14 protein-coding genes are annotated in these 14,970 nt (G+C 54.2%); 9 read left to right on the top strand and 5 right to left on the bottom strand.

Translation table 11 applies throughout. From position 1 onward, the window contains the following. Positions 1–2: 2 nt before the first annotated feature. Together IPN28_07360 and IPN28_07355 are read left to right on the top strand one after the other, a co-directional pair. Positions 3–896: a LysR family transcriptional regulator gene (locus IPN28_07360; GenBank protein QQS56123.1), complete on the top strand. Its 894-nt coding sequence runs from the start codon at positions 3–5 to the stop codon at positions 894–896. Between the two features lie 342 nt (positions 897–1,238). After that, positions 1,239–2,363 carry a hypothetical protein gene (locus IPN28_07355; GenBank protein QQS56122.1) on the top strand — a complete coding sequence of 375 codons (1,125 nt, stop codon included), beginning with the start codon at positions 1,239–1,241 and terminating at the stop codon, positions 2,361–2,363. A 4-nt stretch (positions 2,364–2,367) separates the two neighbouring features. Here the strand turns inward: IPN28_07355 and IPN28_07350 are convergent, their stop codons facing one another. The 4 genes from IPN28_07350 to mfd form a co-directional block, all read right to left on the bottom strand. Further along, positions 2,368–3,588, bottom strand: a complete 1,221-nt coding sequence (locus tag IPN28_07350; GenBank protein QQS56121.1) for a pyridoxal phosphate-dependent aminotransferase — start codon at positions 3,586–3,588, stop codon at positions 2,368–2,370. A 33-nt stretch (positions 3,589–3,621) separates the two neighbouring features. Next, positions 3,622–4,647 (bottom strand): phosphotransferase, encoded by a 1,026-nt coding sequence (locus tag IPN28_07345; protein ID QQS56120.1) that lies wholly within the window; start codon positions 4,645–4,647, stop codon positions 3,622–3,624. Positions 4,648–4,650: 3 nt separating this feature from the next. Continuing rightward, positions 4,651–5,085: a hypothetical protein gene (locus IPN28_07340; GenBank protein ID QQS56119.1), complete on the bottom strand. Its 435-nt coding sequence runs from the start codon at positions 5,083–5,085 to the stop codon at positions 4,651–4,653. A gap of 70 nt (positions 5,086–5,155) precedes the next feature. Continuing rightward, positions 5,156–8,662 (bottom strand): transcription-repair coupling factor, encoded by a 3,507-nt coding sequence (gene mfd, locus IPN28_07335; protein QQS58564.1) that lies wholly within the window; start codon positions 8,660–8,662, stop codon positions 5,156–5,158. A gap of 117 nt (positions 8,663–8,779) precedes the next feature. Between mfd and IPN28_07330 the strand changes: the two genes are divergently transcribed. The 5 genes from IPN28_07330 (at position 8,780) to IPN28_07310 (ending at position 13,091) form a co-directional block, all read left to right on the top strand. Further along, complete coding sequence (locus IPN28_07330) at positions 8,780–10,060, top strand: DUF3419 family protein (protein ID QQS56118.1); 1,281 nt, start codon at positions 8,780–8,782, stop codon at positions 10,058–10,060. A 12-nt stretch (positions 10,061–10,072) separates the two neighbouring features. Further along, positions 10,073–10,744, top strand: coding sequence for a class I SAM-dependent methyltransferase (locus IPN28_07325; GenBank protein ID QQS56117.1), 672 nt, complete (start codon positions 10,073–10,075; stop codon positions 10,742–10,744). Between the two features lie 40 nt (positions 10,745–10,784). Then, positions 10,785–11,285, top strand: coding sequence for a DUF2314 domain-containing protein (locus IPN28_07320; protein QQS56116.1), 501 nt, complete (start codon positions 10,785–10,787; stop codon positions 11,283–11,285). 280 nt (positions 11,286–11,565) lie between these two features. Further along, positions 11,566–11,787 carry a cold-shock protein gene (locus IPN28_07315; GenBank protein ID QQS56115.1) on the top strand — a complete coding sequence of 74 codons (222 nt, stop codon included), beginning with the start codon at positions 11,566–11,568 and terminating at the stop codon, positions 11,785–11,787. A gap of 101 nt (positions 11,788–11,888) precedes the next feature. After that, positions 11,889–13,091 (top strand): DEAD/DEAH box helicase, encoded by a 1,203-nt coding sequence (locus tag IPN28_07310; GenBank protein ID QQS56114.1) that lies wholly within the window; start codon positions 11,889–11,891, stop codon positions 13,089–13,091. Here IPN28_07310 and IPN28_07305 read toward each other — a convergent pair. Beyond that, complete coding sequence (locus IPN28_07305; protein ID QQS56113.1) at positions 13,088–13,372, bottom strand: succinate dehydrogenase assembly factor 2; 285 nt, start codon at positions 13,370–13,372, stop codon at positions 13,088–13,090. The genes IPN28_07310 and IPN28_07305 overlap by 4 nt on opposite strands. 49 nt (positions 13,373–13,421) lie before the next feature. On the opposite strand from IPN28_07305, the gene IPN28_07300 reads away from it, so the two are divergent. Beyond that, positions 13,422–14,000, top strand: coding sequence for a hypothetical protein (locus tag IPN28_07300; protein QQS56112.1), 579 nt, complete (start codon positions 13,422–13,424; stop codon positions 13,998–14,000). Between the two features lie 7 nt (positions 14,001–14,007). Continuing rightward, positions 14,008–14,970: a DUF2157 domain-containing protein gene (locus IPN28_07295; protein ID QQS56111.1), complete on the top strand. Its 963-nt coding sequence runs from the start codon at positions 14,008–14,010 to the stop codon at positions 14,968–14,970.

Here is a 14,970-nt window from a genome sequence, read left to right as displayed (position 1 = left end):
CGATGGATTGGGACAAGGTCAGAATCTTCAAAATCGTTGCTGAATCCGGCAGCTTCACCCATGCGGGAGAAACCCTGAACCTCAGCCAATCCGCCGTTTCCCGGCAGATCAGTGCGCTGGAGGAATCGCTTGGGCATCCCCTTTTCCATCGCCATGCGCGCGGGCTGGTTCTGACCGAGCAGGGCGAAATTCTTTTCGAGTCCGCCCGTGAGGTCTTCGATACCTTCAAGGACACGCAGACCCGGCTTTCCGATTCGCGGCTCCTGCCCGAGGGATTACTAACCATTACCACCGTCGATTTTATTGCTTCGAGCTGGCTGGCGCCCAAATTGCCGGCGTTCAATGCCCTTTACCCAGAAATCCAGATGACTCTTTTTCTAGATGACCGGGTTTACGACCTGCTGCGGCGGGAGGCCGATGTGGGAATCCGGCTGCAGAAAACGGAACAGGCCGATGTGATTGAGAAGAAACTCACGACTTTGCGTTTCAGCCTCTGGGTTTCCAAAAGCTATCAGAAAACTTACGGGCTTCCGGATCATTTGCAGGATCTGAAAAACCATATGATGATCGGGCATCCGCCGGGGACGGAGACGCCGTTCGCCCGCCCGAACTGGATCTTCAATGCCGCCCATATCAATACCGAGAATAATCCGAAAGTCGTGATGATGAACTCGATGAGCGCCCGCTACAGCGCGGTAAAAGAAGGTGTCGGCATAGCCGTGTTGCCCGATTATGTCAGCCGTGACAAAACGGACCTTGTGCAGCTTTTCCCCGATCTGAACATTCCGGGCGTCGATATGTTTTTCGTTTATCCGCAAGAGCGCAAGCACTCCAAGCGAATCAGCGTGTTCAGGGATTACCTGTTCGATACGCTCAAGGGCGAAAAAGCACTCTGATCCAGGGCTCCTGCCTTTTTTTACTTTCCCGTATTTCGCATACATATGCCTTAAGTGATTGCGTTTATTGCATACCTCTTCTGCAATAATAGCATTGGTTTTTCATGGCCCGAGTCGGTTACTCTGCCCTTAGCAGTCCTAGGATTGCTAAGGGTCTCTATGAGATCCTACGTCCCCAAGACGTGAAACCTCCCTGTTCAACTTGCCGGGCTTTATGCCCGGTTTTCTTTTTCACAGATTATTTTTGTGCATTTGACAGAGTTTATCTGGTATCCTTTTCATAGGGTTACGTTTTTATTACATTTGCATATAATAATAAAAGTTATCAGGGCTGGTTCGCGTATGGGTCAATTTTCCCCTTCAGATGACGATCTTTTCGCCAGGGATTACTCCTTGCGAAGTCTTTGGGCGGCTGTCCGCGGACTCCCGGCTGCAGCCCTACTTGGGGTCGCGTCGCTCGGTTCTGCCGGGGCAAGGATTCCCGATGACTGGGAACTCCTCTCCCTTCGCTATGACGGCAAGGACGGCTCCAAGGAAGCGGAGGTCTACGTCGCTCCGGCTCGAAACACACAGCATCCAGTCGGCATCGTGGGCCTTGTGCCCGGATGGAAACGTTCGCCTGCCGATAAGGTTGTGGAGATTGAGGCCTTGCGTGATTCTGGCCATACCGTTCTGGCTATGCCCCTTGAAAATCCCGGCACGAAGACCGGAAGCCTTGCGAATTCCCTGGCCAGAGTTGACAGCTTCGTTTTTGCAGAAGATTCGCCTCTCTATGAGCTTTACCCCGAGAACATTCCCCGCTTCCTCTTCACCCATTCAACCAGCAGTGTGCTTTTCGGGCACGGGCTTATGGATGCGCGGATGGCCGGACGCCTGCCGCCGATTGAGCGTGCGTTCCATACCTCCCCATTTTTCGGTTCGTCCGGTTCTTCGGCTCTTTATCACCCTACCCTCAATAAACTTTATACTTACCATGCCCGACGGCATGAGAATGAGTTTACAGGCGTCTCGTTGATGGATCGGGTTTACTATTACGTCCGCGGCCTCGGCAGACTCCTGATCGAAGAGGATCCGAACGACCGCCCTACACATGCTCAGGTTCTAGAAATTTCCGATTATACCCAAAGTTATTTCGAACGAAAGAAGGCTGAGATTGCGTCCGGAATATCCGTGATGACAATTCCGCAAACCTTTGTTATCAGCACGGACGATCCTTTTGCGTGCCCTAAAGCCGGCGCCTATGCGGCAAGCCTTGAAAACGCTGAGATCACCTATTGTCAGGCGCGGCATAATCCCCTTCTGAAGTCCTCTGTCAGAAATTCTATTATCGATCAAATCCGCGAGGTTACCCGCTCTACCGGATTGCACGATATCCTTGCCGAAATTGAGCATACTTTCGGCGGCGCACCGCTCAGGGATCTGGACGATCCGTCTCAGGAAGACGGCCCAAACCGCTATCATTTCTAATCGTTTATGCCGCCTTGGCTTTGCCTTTAAGTGCCGCGCAGGCGCGTTGTATGCGTTTGCAGGCCTCCTCCAGCGCCTCGGTCGTAGTGGCGTAGGAAATACGGAAATACGGGGCGAGGCCGAAGGCCGTTCCCTGTACGCAGGCCACACCTTCGGATTCCAGAAGGTAGGTCACGAAATCCTCGTCGCTTTTTATGGTTTTACCGTCAGGCGTGGTCTTGCCGATGCAGCCCGCGCAGGAGGGATAGACATAAAATGCGCCTTCGGGAGTCAGGCATTCGATGCCTTCGGCCTGATTGAGCATTTTTACCACCATGTCGCGGCGCTGACGAAAGACCTCGTTGCGCTCTTTCAGGAAAGATTGATCGCCGTTCAGGGCCGCTACTGACGCCGCCTGCGAGACCGATGAAGGGTTGGAGGTGCTCTGGCTCTGCATGATCGCGATGGCCTTGATCAGGGCGACCGGACCGCCGCCGTAGCCAATCCGCCAGCCGGTCATGGAGTAGGATTTGGAGACTCCGTTCACCGTGAACGTCCGGTCATAGAGTTTTGGCTCAACTTGCGCCGGGGTGCAAAATTTAAAGCCGTCATAGACCAGATGCTCGTACATATCGTCGGTCATGATGTGAACATGGGGATATTTGACCAGAATATCGGTCAGCGCCTTCATTTCGTCCCATGAGTAGGCTGCGCCCGTGGGGTTGGAGGGCGAATTGAGGATGACCCATTTCGTTTTGGGGGTAATGGCTTTTTCCAGATGCTTCGGCTGGAGCTTGAAGTTGTTCTCCTTCGGGCAATCGACTGCAACGGGGGTTCCCTCCGCCAGTAGGACCATATCAGGATAAGACACCCAATAAGGTGCTGGGATGATGACCTCATCGCCCGGATTGACCGAGGCCATGAGGGCGTTATACAGCACCTGTTTGCCTCCAGTTCCCACCGTGATCTGTTCGCGCTTGTAGGACAGGTTGTTGTCGCGCTTGAACTTGGCGATGATCGCATCCTTGAGCTGGGGCGTTCCGTCTACGGCGGTGTATTTGGTCTGACCTTCGCGGATCGCCTTATAAGCCGCTTCCTTGATGAAATCGGGCGTATCGAAATCGGGTTCTCCTGCGCCGAGGCCGATAATATCGCGTCCGGCATCCTTAAGCTCCTTCGCCTTGTTGGTCACGGCGATGGTGGGGGAGGGTTTGATCCGGCTCAGACGGTCGGCAACAAGCGACATGGGTTTCTCCTTTAAAGTGACGTTACTTTCTTTTCAAGACGTTAAGGACCGGAATATATCGCGGATCGCGTTTCCGTTCAAATCCTTTACGGGGTCCAGACTTACCCCCTCTTTCTTGAACCAGTCCTTCAAAGGCTCCAAGACCGGATGTTCAAGATGGGTTTTGAGATAATTCTGCAAGCGGCTGATGTGGATCAGGTATTCGTCGCGGTTCTGTTCAGCGGCGAATTTTATGAACAGGCCGATGACGCGGCAATGAAACTGGGTGCCCAAAACGCGGTACCAGAGATCGAAGGCCTGACGATCCTTCGCGCTCATGCCCTCGCAATAGCGTTCGATCAGGGTTTTTTGCAAATCCTGTGGCACGTCCGACCGCGCATCCTCCAGAAGATTGACCAGATCGTAAGGTATGGGGCCGAGAAGCGCGTCCTGAAAATCAATCAGGGCGCAACGTTCTATGCCCTCTCCGCCCTCCTGCAGCATCAGATTTTCCAGATGGAAGTCGGCGTGCAGAAACCCCTGCGGGCAGGTGGGAAGGCTTTGCTCGATGCCGGACCATATCTCAAGATAGGCGCTAATGGCCGTGTCCGGCATCCTCTGACGATGAAGAAAAGGGACATAATAATCCGCGATCTGCCTGATATTCTGTCTTATTCTACTCTGGCTGAAAGGTGAGAGGAACGCAGGCGGTTTTGACTGGCGCAGGCGGCGCAGGACGTCTGTCGCCCAAATGTATAATTCCGTGCGGTTGTGGCCCTCGCGCAAGGCTTTGCCGTAGCTGGTGTTCCCGAGATCCTCCAGAAGCGCATAGCCTTGCTCCTGGTGACTTTCGAAGATCAGGGGCGCCCTGATCCCGGTTTCAGTGAGCCACGCTGCAATCCTCAGGAACTGCTTTAACTCCGTCCGGTTTTTTTCATCCGGCTCGGGATAGCGCATGAGAATGAAGTTTTCACCGCTTCGCGTTCCGCGATAAAATTCGCGGGTCGAGGCGTCGCGGGGCAAGGGTGTCAGCGATTCGCACCCGATTTCAGCGGCCAGAAGCTGCAGATCAGCAGACATGGATCAGGTCTTGTCGGTTTTAGATTTCTTGGTCTCGACACCGGAGGCCATTTTCATCAGGGCGTCCACGTGGCGCTTGGAGGTCTGCGGGCGCTTGGAAGATGGCGCCAAGCTTTCCTGACCGAAGATGGCGGCGTCCGTGGCTACAACTGCCCGCAGAAGGTCCATGCCGAACTCCTCACCCTTTTTGGCTTTTGCTCCGGCTTGGGGTTTTTTCGAGACGGCTTCAGTTTCCCTATTATCAGCCGTTTTTCCCGATAGCATCCGGTCGATGTTGTAGGCGATGATCCCCTCCAGATGCGGGCGGGCCAGCGCGTGCAGAAGCTTGGAATCCTCATAGGTCCAGGCGATGATCTGCTGCCGGGCCTGATGCTTGTTGCCCTTGGCTTTTTTCAGCGCTTCGCGAATGCGGTTTTCAAGATATTGACGGGATGACATCGTTTACTGCCTTTTAAGAGTATAAGCATCGCACAATTTCGAGAAATCGCCAAATTCTTAAGTCTTGCCCTCAGGAAATTTGTGAGAGTTCTTTCATCAGGCTCTGCACGCCTTTTACTCTCTCATCCTTATTGTCCCATGTCCTGACAACGACAAGCTTTTGATCCGGGCGAAGCTTGACGGTTCCCCGCTGATCCTGAATCCAGCGCATGAGTGCAGGCACGTTGGGCGGGGTGTTGTTGTGAAAGCCGATGACGGCGCCCTTTGGCCCCGCGTCCAACTGCTCGATTCCTGCTTTACGGCTGAGTTGCTTGATCTTGAGAATATCGAGCAGGTTTTCGACTTCGGGGGGCAGGTTGCCGAAGCGGTCGATCAACTCCGCGGCAAACGATTCGATGTCGGCGGGTTCGACCAGATCGCTGAGTCGGCGGTAGAGGCTCATGCGGACGCTTAAATCTTCTACGTAAGTTTCTGGAATCAAAACGGATGTTCCCAGCGCGATTTGCGGCGACCACTTTTCCTCCGTTTGCAGAGTCTCCAATCCGCCGCCCTGACGCGCTGCGGCCACAGCCTCTTCTAGCATCTGCTGATAGAGTTCCACACCGATTTCGCGGATATGCCCTGACTGGCTGTCGCCCAGAAGATTGCCCGCGCCACGGATATCCATGTCGTGGCTGGCGAGTTGGAAGCCTGAACCGAGAGTGTCCAGCGTGTCCAGAACCTCCAGACGGCGCAGGGCGTTCGGGTTCAGCTTCACGCCGGGCTGGTAGGTGAGATAGGCATAGGCGCGGAGCTTTGAGCGGCCGATGCGTCCGCGAATCTGATAAAGCTGCGCGAGGCCGAACATATCGGCCCGGTGGACGATCATGGTGTTGGCGCTGGGAATATCAATCCCGCTTTCTATGATGTTGGTGGCCAGAAGAATTCCGTATTGCCCTTCGTAAAATGCCTCCATGCGTTCTTCGAGTTCGGTGGCCGTTAACTGGCCGTGCGCGGCGATGAATTTTATTTCGGGGACCAGTTCCTTGAGCGTCTCCTCGATCTCGGGCAGATCCTTGATGCGCGGAACGACATAAAAGCTCTGTCCGCCGCGGTAATGTTCGCGCAGCAAAGCATCCCGGATCACGACCGAGTCGAAGGGCATGACGAAGGTGCGGATGGCCAGACGATCGACCGGAGGCGTGGTTATAAGGCTCATCTCCTTTACGCCCGTCAGCGACATTTGCAGCGTACGCGGGATCGGCGTTGCGGTAAGAGTCAGAACGTGGACGTTGTTTTTCAGCTCCTTCAGCTTTTCTTTTTGCTTCACGCCGAAGCGCTGCTCCTCATCGACGATCAGAAGCCCCAGATGAGAGAATTTGATTCCGCCACCCAGAAGCGCGTGAGTTCCGATGACGATCTGCACGCTGCCGTCCGCTATCCCTTCCCTGATTTTTTTTGCATCCTTTGCTGCGACTAGACGCGAAATTTGCTCGACGCTTATACCCGTTCCGGCGAAACGCTTCGTGAAATTATGGTAGTGCTGTCTTGCCAAAAGGGTCGTGGGGACGATGAGCGCAACCTGCGCTCCTGACATCACGGCGGTGAATGCTGCGCGCAAGGCGACTTCCGTTTTACCGAAGCCGACATCGCCGCAAATCAGTCGGTCCATCGGATAATCCGCAGCAATGCCAGCGATCACATCCTCGATGGCCCGCTCCTGATCTTCGGTTTCCTGATAGGGGAATCTTGCTGCGAATTCGTTGTAGACGTCTTTTGAAATCAGAAGTTTTTCGGCCTTGGTTAAAATCCTGTTTGCTGCAATCTTCAGAAGTTGATCGGCCATTTCCATGAGGTCTTTTTTTGCCCGTGCCTTGCGAGCCTGCCACCCTGCCCCGCCGAGCTTGTCGAGTTCGACCGTTCCCTCGTCGCTGCCGAAGCGGGAAAGCACTTCAAGATTTTCGACGGGAACAAACAGACGGTCGCCACCGGCATATTCGATTTTGAGACAGTCGTGCAGTGTTCCCCCGGCCTTGAGCGTCTCGAGTTCTACAAAGCGCCCGATGCCGTGATCGACGTGAACGACCAGATCGCCGGGATTGAGACTGGAGACTTCGCGCAGGAAATTATCCGCCTTGCGACGGGATTTTGTCTTGCGGGCGATGCGGTCACCCAGAATATCCTGCTCGGTGATGACAGCCAGACCGTCCGCAACAAATCCATGTTCGAGGGCAAGGATGGCCATGCCGATCTGACCCGGCTTAAGCTTTTTGACATCCTCCCATACTGCACAGTTTTTTAGCGGACCGATGCCCGCATGATCCATTAAGCCGGAGAGTCTCTGGCGCGATCCTTCGCCATAAGAAGCGATCAGAAGTGTTTTTTGCGCGGCCTCGAGCGCAGCAAGGTGTTTTTTCAATTCCAGAAAAACATCGCCACCGGAGATTGCGCGGATATCGGAAAAATCACGGCCTTTTTTTGCTGCGTCTTTTACTTCCCGTTCGTCAGGAGAACCGAAGGCTGAAAATTGAGTGCTCTCTTCGGTCCTGAGGTTCCATTCTGTTTCCTCAATATAAAGAGCAGTTACAGGGACGGGGTGATAAGGGGCGGATATCTGGCCTGTCGCACTGCCTGATCTTTTTGCAGTGTTTTTTTGCACCGTGTAGCGGGATTGATAGAAATCCCTGATTTGCAGCATCCGCTCCTCATATGCCTCACGGATATGCGGATCGAATGTCATTTCCGCGTTCGGCGCGTAATCAAAAACGGTTTCAAGCTTTTGGTGAAACAGGGGCAACCAGTGTTCTATGCCGCTCATGCGCCTTCCTGCACTCACCGCTTCGTATAACGGATCGTTCGAGGCAGCAGCCCCGAACATTTCGCGGTAGGCGGCGCGGAAGCGGGCAATGGATTCCTCGTCAAGAAAGAACTCCGTTGCCGGAAGAAGAGAACATTCTTTTACAGCCCTGTCCGGGACGGTCATCTGTGTGGCCGGATCGAACATCCGAATCGATTCGATTTCATCGCCGAAGAGATCGATGCGGAGGGGATTTTCGTAACCTGCCGGGTAAAGGTCTATGATCCCCCCGCGTACGGCGAATTCCCCGGTTTCGCGCACGGTTTCCGTCCGCAGATAACCGTTTTGCGCGAGAAAATTTTGGAATTTCGTCAAGTCGAGTTTTTGGCCTGCTCTTGCCTGGACGCTTGCCTGAAGCAGAGATTCAACAGGCATGACCCTTTGTACGGCGGCGTTGAGGCTGACTAAAAGGATGCGGGGATAGCGTTCCTTCTCTTTCTGCCAGCGGATCAGGCCGGTTAAGGCCGTCACGCGGGCAGCCACGATATCCGCATGGGGAGAAACACGGTCATAGGGCAGAGAATCCCATGCGGGCAAACATATCACCCGTACATCCGGCGCGAAAAATGCCAACTGTTCCTGAAGGTTGGCCAGACGGTTCCCATCCATAGCAACATGAACCAGCACACAATCTTCGGGCATTATGGTTCGGGCTTTCTGCGCGAGAATACGCGCATCCTGCCCCTCGGGTACGCCGTAGAGGGTGCGGTTTTTGCTTTCTGCGGTCATTTTTGGCACCATACTATGCACAGGAAGCGCCCCGGATTGTGATAATTGCTATTTGCCATTCCGGGGTTTTTTATATATAGGTTTCTGTCTATTTCAAGGGATAGTCTGGTTCAAGGGATAGCCACACCAATGAGCGCCGAAGCCTCCGCCACCGGTCACGATCATACCGTTGCCAATAAAGAACTCCTTAAAGCCGCTGTTCACGGCGACAAGCCGATGATCAAGCGCAGTCTTGGAGACCGCCTGTTTACCCTGATGTTCAGCGGGTTTGTCTACCCGCAAATCTGGGAAGACCCGGAGGTGGATATTGAGGCCATGAAGATCGGGCCGCATTCACGGATCATGACGATCTGCTCAGGCGGATGCAACGTCATGAACTACCTGACGGAGAAGCCGAAGGCTATTTATGCGATTGATCTCAATCCCGCGCACGTCGCTCTTGGCCGCCTTAAAATCGCCGCGCTTAAGCACCTGCCCGATTATGAGAGCTTCTTTCTTTTCTTCGGTCATGCGAATTCGCCCAAGAATATTGAAAATTACGACCGTTACATTGCTCCGCATCTCGATGCCTTCACCCGCGATTACTGGAACAAGCGCACCTTGCGGCACGGACGGCGGATCAATTTCTTCAAGAAAAACCTTTATAAGCACGGGCTGCTTGGCTCGTTCATTGCAACGGTTCATTTTGTGTCCAAGCTTTATGGACAGGATCCCCGTGAGATTCTCAAGGCCCGGACGCTGGAGGAGCAGCGCGTGGTTTTCAACCGGACACTGGGTCCGCTGTTTGACAAAAAATTCATCAAGATGCTTTGTAATATGCCTGTGTCTCTTTACGGGCTCGGGATTCCCCCCGCCCAGTTTGAGGAGTTGAGCGCGGCGTCTGGCGGCGACATGGCCGGACTTCTGAAATCGCGGCTGGAGCGCATGGCCTGCGATTTCCCGATCGATACGAATTATTTCGCCTGGCAGGCGTTCGGGCGCGGTTACGATACCGTGAAGAAGAAGGCCGTGCCCCGCTATCTTCAGGAAGAGCATTACCAGACCCTCAAGGACCATATCGGCGGGGTGCAGATCATCCATGCTTCGATTACCGATTTTCTTGCCCAGCAGAATCCGGAGAGTTTCGATAACTATGTCTTCCTTGACGCCCAGGACTGGATGAACGCGCAGCAGCTCACCGATCTCTGGACGCACGTCAGCCGGACCGCTGCGCCCAAAGCCCGTGTGATCTTCCGCACCGCAGGGAACGAGAGCCCGCTGGCGAGCGCCCTGCCCACCGATCTGCTGGGACGCTGGGATTACAACCCTGTCCGCTCACCCGAAGCGGTGGCGAAAGACCGCTCCTCGATCTATGGCGGTTTTCATACCTATATTCACTCCAAACAACAGAGCGGACAGATCGCCGCCTGACCGGACGCCTGCATGAGCAGCCTGAGCCATAGCGAAGAACAAACCAAGCGGAACATGGACAAGATGTACCGCTGGACGCGTCATATTTATGATGCCTCGCGCAAATATTACCTGCTGGGGCGCGATGTGCTGATTGACCGCCTGTGCCCCGCCGCGGGCGAGAGCGTATGCGAAGTCGGATGCGGGACGGCGCGGAACCTGATCCGCATGAAGCAAAAATATCCGCAGGCTCACTTTTATGGCCTCGATGCCTCTGACGAAATGCTCAAAACCGCACAGGGCAACATCAGCCGTGCCGGGCATTGCTGTTCAATTACCCTGAAACAGGGCTTTTCCCAGACGTTCGACCCAAAAGCCCTTTTCGGGCTTGAGCGTCCGCTGGATAAGATTGTTTTTTCCTATGCGCTCTCGATCATCCCGCCGTGGAAAGAGTCGATTGATCATGCGCTTGAGCTTCTGCCTGCGGGAGGGCAAATCCACATCGTCGATTTCGGCGGGCAGGAGGAGTTGCCGCCGTGGTTCCGCAAATTTCTCTTCTGGTGGCTACGACTTTTCCATGTTTACCACAAACCCGAGATTCTGGATTACCTCAAACAGATGGAGTGCGACAAAAAGGGCACTCTTAGAGTTGAATCCCTGTTCCGGGGATATGCCTATCGGGCTGTTTTTGCTAAAATCTCCTGAATATTAACAGTTTTATTTCAACTCACACCGGGAGGTTCGCGTGGCGATTATCCTGATGACTCTTCTTTTTGCGGTTCTCGGGATTGCGATCTGCGTGAACATGATCTCCCCGCGGCCCGCGTTCGAGCCTCTGGTCACGAATCCTGACGATCCTCTGCTGCTGGAAGCATTGCAGAAGGCCAGGGACACTCTTGGGACGTTTTATGCGCTCATGGAAAAGTTCCCTGAGAACGCTCTGGTCAAGCTATATTTTGTCTCGAACACCCAGCAAGTCGAGCATCTCTGGGCCGAGGTGCTGGGCCGTGCGGGCGATGACGGGCTTAACGTCCGGCTGGTGACACCCCCCGTCACGCACAAGGGCCATCTGGACCGGCTTTATACCTGCAAGACCGAAGACATTGAAGACTGGGCCGTTCGGGACGACGAGGACCACATTTACGGCGGATTTTCCGAGCAGGCCATGTTCGCCATTTCCGAGCGCGACGCGATCAAGCTTCCCGAAAAGCTGCTGGAACGCAGGGCTCTCTACCGGGAAATCTGAGGCTTCACGGCTTTTCGGGTTTTTTATTTTTGCGATTTTTCTTGACCTTTATGACAAAGCCTGTCAATGATGCCCCGTTTGTTTGACAAGGTTGCTCTTTAGAACAGAGATTTTTACGGTTTAGTGCTTCGATTCATACTTTTACGTATTCCCGATTGCCTTTCCTTAAAAGTTCAGTATTTAACGATACTTCCTCGTATTTGGAGCGCGTTAACAAATACAATCCGTCTGCAATGGTGCGGGCGGGCCATACTGAAAATAGACTACAAGGAAAATTACTATGTCCAATCAAATTACCGGAACTGTCAAATGGTTCAGCGATCAAAAAGGCTTCGGCTTTATCGTGCCCGATAACGGTGGCAGCGATGTGTTCGTTCACATCAGCGCCGTTCAGAAAGCAGGGATGAACACCCTGCGCGAAGGCCAGAAGATCAGCTTCGAACTGCAAAGAGACCCCAAAAAGGGCAAAGACAGCGCAGCCAATCTGAGAAACGCTGCCTAACTCTCTTTAAACACTTCCCCATAAAGACTATGAGGCAATCCGTCATGCTGCCCTGATGGCGCATGAGGGGTTGCCCTTTTACAAAAGAAAAGAAAAATTCAATGAATAATTTTGAACACTTTAAGCTTCACGCCAACCTGATGCGCTCACTTACGCAGATGGGTTATGCGGAGCCCACTCCGATCCAGGCGCAGGCTATCCCTCTCGCCCTGCAGGGCCATGATATACTTGGCTCCGCGCAAACGGGGACCGGAAAGACCGCGGCGTTCGCTCTTCCGCTCTTGGAAAAACTTCTTTCAAACCCCCATGGCTCGGCTCTTGTGCTCACCCCTACGCGGGAACTGGGCAAGCAGATCATGGAGATCATGCATAAGCTTCTTGGCCCGAACAGCCCGATCAAGACCGCCTTTATCATCGGCGGTGAGCCGATGGGCAAGCAGTTCAACCAGTTGCGCGCCCGCCCGCGCCTGATCGTCGGGACACCCGGACGGATCAACGATCATCTTCAGCGCGGTTCCCTGAACCTCAAAGATGCCCATTTCCTGGTTCTGGATGAAATGGACCGGATGCTGGATATGGGGTTTTCGGTTCAGATCGAGCGCATTGCCAAGCATCTGCCCGCTCAAAGGCAGACGCTGATGTTCTCTGCCACCCTGCCCGCCAATATCATCAAGCAGGCCGATCTGTATCTTAAAAATCCCAAGAGGGTTGCTGTGGGGTCAACGATCAAAGCGGCCGATAAAATCCGTCAGGACGTCATCCGCGTGGACGAGGCGGAAAAGTATAACGAGCTTGTCCGCCAGTTGGAGCAGCGGGAAGGCACGGTGATTATTTTCGTTAAGACGAAATACGGCACTGAGCGGCTTTCCAAGAGGCTGAACAAGGAGAATTTTTCCTCCGAGGCCATTCACGGCGATCTACGGCAAAGCAAGCGCGAACGCGTCATCCGCGATTTCCGGGGGCAGAAATACAGGATCCTCGTTGCGACCGATGTCGTTGCGCGTGGGCTGGACGTTCCGCATATCGCTCATGTCATCAACTATGACCTGCCGCAGGTGCCGGAGGATTACATTCACCGGATCGGGCGGACGGCGCGCGCGGGGGCCGAAGGCGCCGCGCTGTGCCTCGTCACGCCTCAGGACGGGGTAAAGTGGCGGGCGATCGAGCGTCTTATGAATCCCGGCGCTCATCCCGAACGCGGACCAAAACCCGTTCAGGATTCGCAGAAAAGCCGCAAGAGGCGCCGTCACAGGGGCAAAAGGGCGTTTCATGGCGGAGGGGCGCAGGCCCGCGCTGCCGCTTAAGGCTTTACGATAGCCTTACGGTTCAGGATTTTCTCGAAGACACCGTCGATCACGTTTGCTGGCGGCGGTGTTCTTCCCGAAATCCAGTCATACAGGTCGGGATCGTTACAATTTAAAATCCGCTCATAGCTCTCCAGTTCACTTTCCGAAAAAGTCGGTACGTGCGAATCCGCGAAGGTGCCGAGGATCAGGTCCATTTCCTTTGTGCCGCGATGCCATGAGCGGAAGATGAGGCGCTTGCGGCGGATCTCCAGTTCGGAAGGTTCTTGATTCTTGGTCATCGGCGCTTTACCCTCTATTCTGTTCGCAGCATAGCAGGGTTATTGTGCCATGAAAGTGTTTTTGAAAGAGCATTTCGTTCTGATGATCGGGATCTCGCTGCCGCTGATCCTGTCCCTTGTCTTTTTCGCTTCGGCGAATTTCCGGTTCGAGACCATTCCGCCGCCGCAATATCCCGTCGTTTTTGCACAGGATTTCTATTACCGTAACAACCCGGAATACCCCTATAAGCTGGCGGTCAATGAAGATAAGATTCTTGAACTGCGCTATACGCCGTCTTCGGCTGAAAACGCTGCGAACTGGCAGGTTCCGCAAATTTATCTTTACGATCCTAAAACAAAGCGGGTTGAGAGGATCGACCTGCCGGAGGTCACGCCCGGAGAGAAATCCACACAGCCCGTTGCTGCCCTCAAAACAAAGAAACTAGATACTGCCCTCACCAGCCCGGACGGATTTACGTTCCGCTCCGAATACCGGGGGAGCGGCAACCTGATGACCGAGATTTTCGGCGGCGGGCACAGCGGGCGCAACCGGATCGTTTTGTCCAAGGACGGTGTTGATTTTCCAATCAAGGTCGAGGCGCCCTATTATTACGGGCAGGGTGAGTTGATCGGCTGGGTTGTGGAATAATAATTCAATGGAACAGCCGTCCCGTTCATCCCCAGAGATTACGAAAGCCGAAGCGCTGGAGCAGATCGCTGTTTTGGCGCGTATGCACCATTTATCTCTTGATGAAATCGGCGCGCATCTGACAAAGACCGCACTCAAGGATAAAAGTTCCGTATGGCTTTCGCGCCTGCTGGGCTATATCGGGGCAGTGTTCGTATTCGGCGGGCTGGCGCTTTATATGGGGATGATCTGGAGCGACCTCAACAGTCCGGCGCGGGTGATCATCACCTTCGGGCCGGGGATTGCGGCGTTTATTCTGGGTATCGTGACTCTGAAGGACCAGCGGTTCATGCGGGCTTCGACGCCGCTGTTCCTTAAGGCTGCGATCCTACAACCTGTTGGAATGTTCGTGTTTCTGGACGAATATGGCTCGGGCGACGATACGCAACTGGCGGCCATGGTGGTTTTCGGGATACTGGCCGTGCAGTTTCTTGTCTGTTTTCTCATCTTCCGGCGGACGACGCTTTTGTTTTTCGGGTATCTGTTCTGGAACGCCTCTGTCGGGATCCTCATGGACCGTTGCGAGGTGCCCGAAGACCCGATGGGGATCGGGCTCAGCCTTTCAATTCTGATGGTGGCGTGGAGCATCGACCGAACCAAGCATAAGCCTATTGCCGCGTTCTGGTACTTTATCGGGGGCGTCGGTCTTCTGTGGTCCGTGTTTCAGAGTGTCGAGAATTCGGCTTATGATATCATCATGCTTCCGGTCACGATCGGGCTGATGTGGGTGAGCGTGCGGATGCACAGCCGGACGATGCTGCTGGTCGGAACGTTCGGGCTGCTGGGATTCCTGACCTATTACACCGATCAGTATTTCAAGGATATCACAGGCTGGCCGCTCGCGCTGATGATGATGGGATTTATGCTGGTGGGGATCAGTTATATGGCCGTGCGGCTGAGCCAGAAAATCAAAAACGAAGCGTCGCACTGA

It is taken from the genome of Alphaproteobacteria bacterium (genome assembly GCA_016699735.1).
Lineage (GTDB): Bacteria > Pseudomonadota > Alphaproteobacteria > Micavibrionales > Micavibrionaceae > JAGNKE01.
The sequence above is the reverse complement of the archived record's forward strand: the minus strand, read 5'-3'. Positions and strand labels throughout refer to the sequence as shown.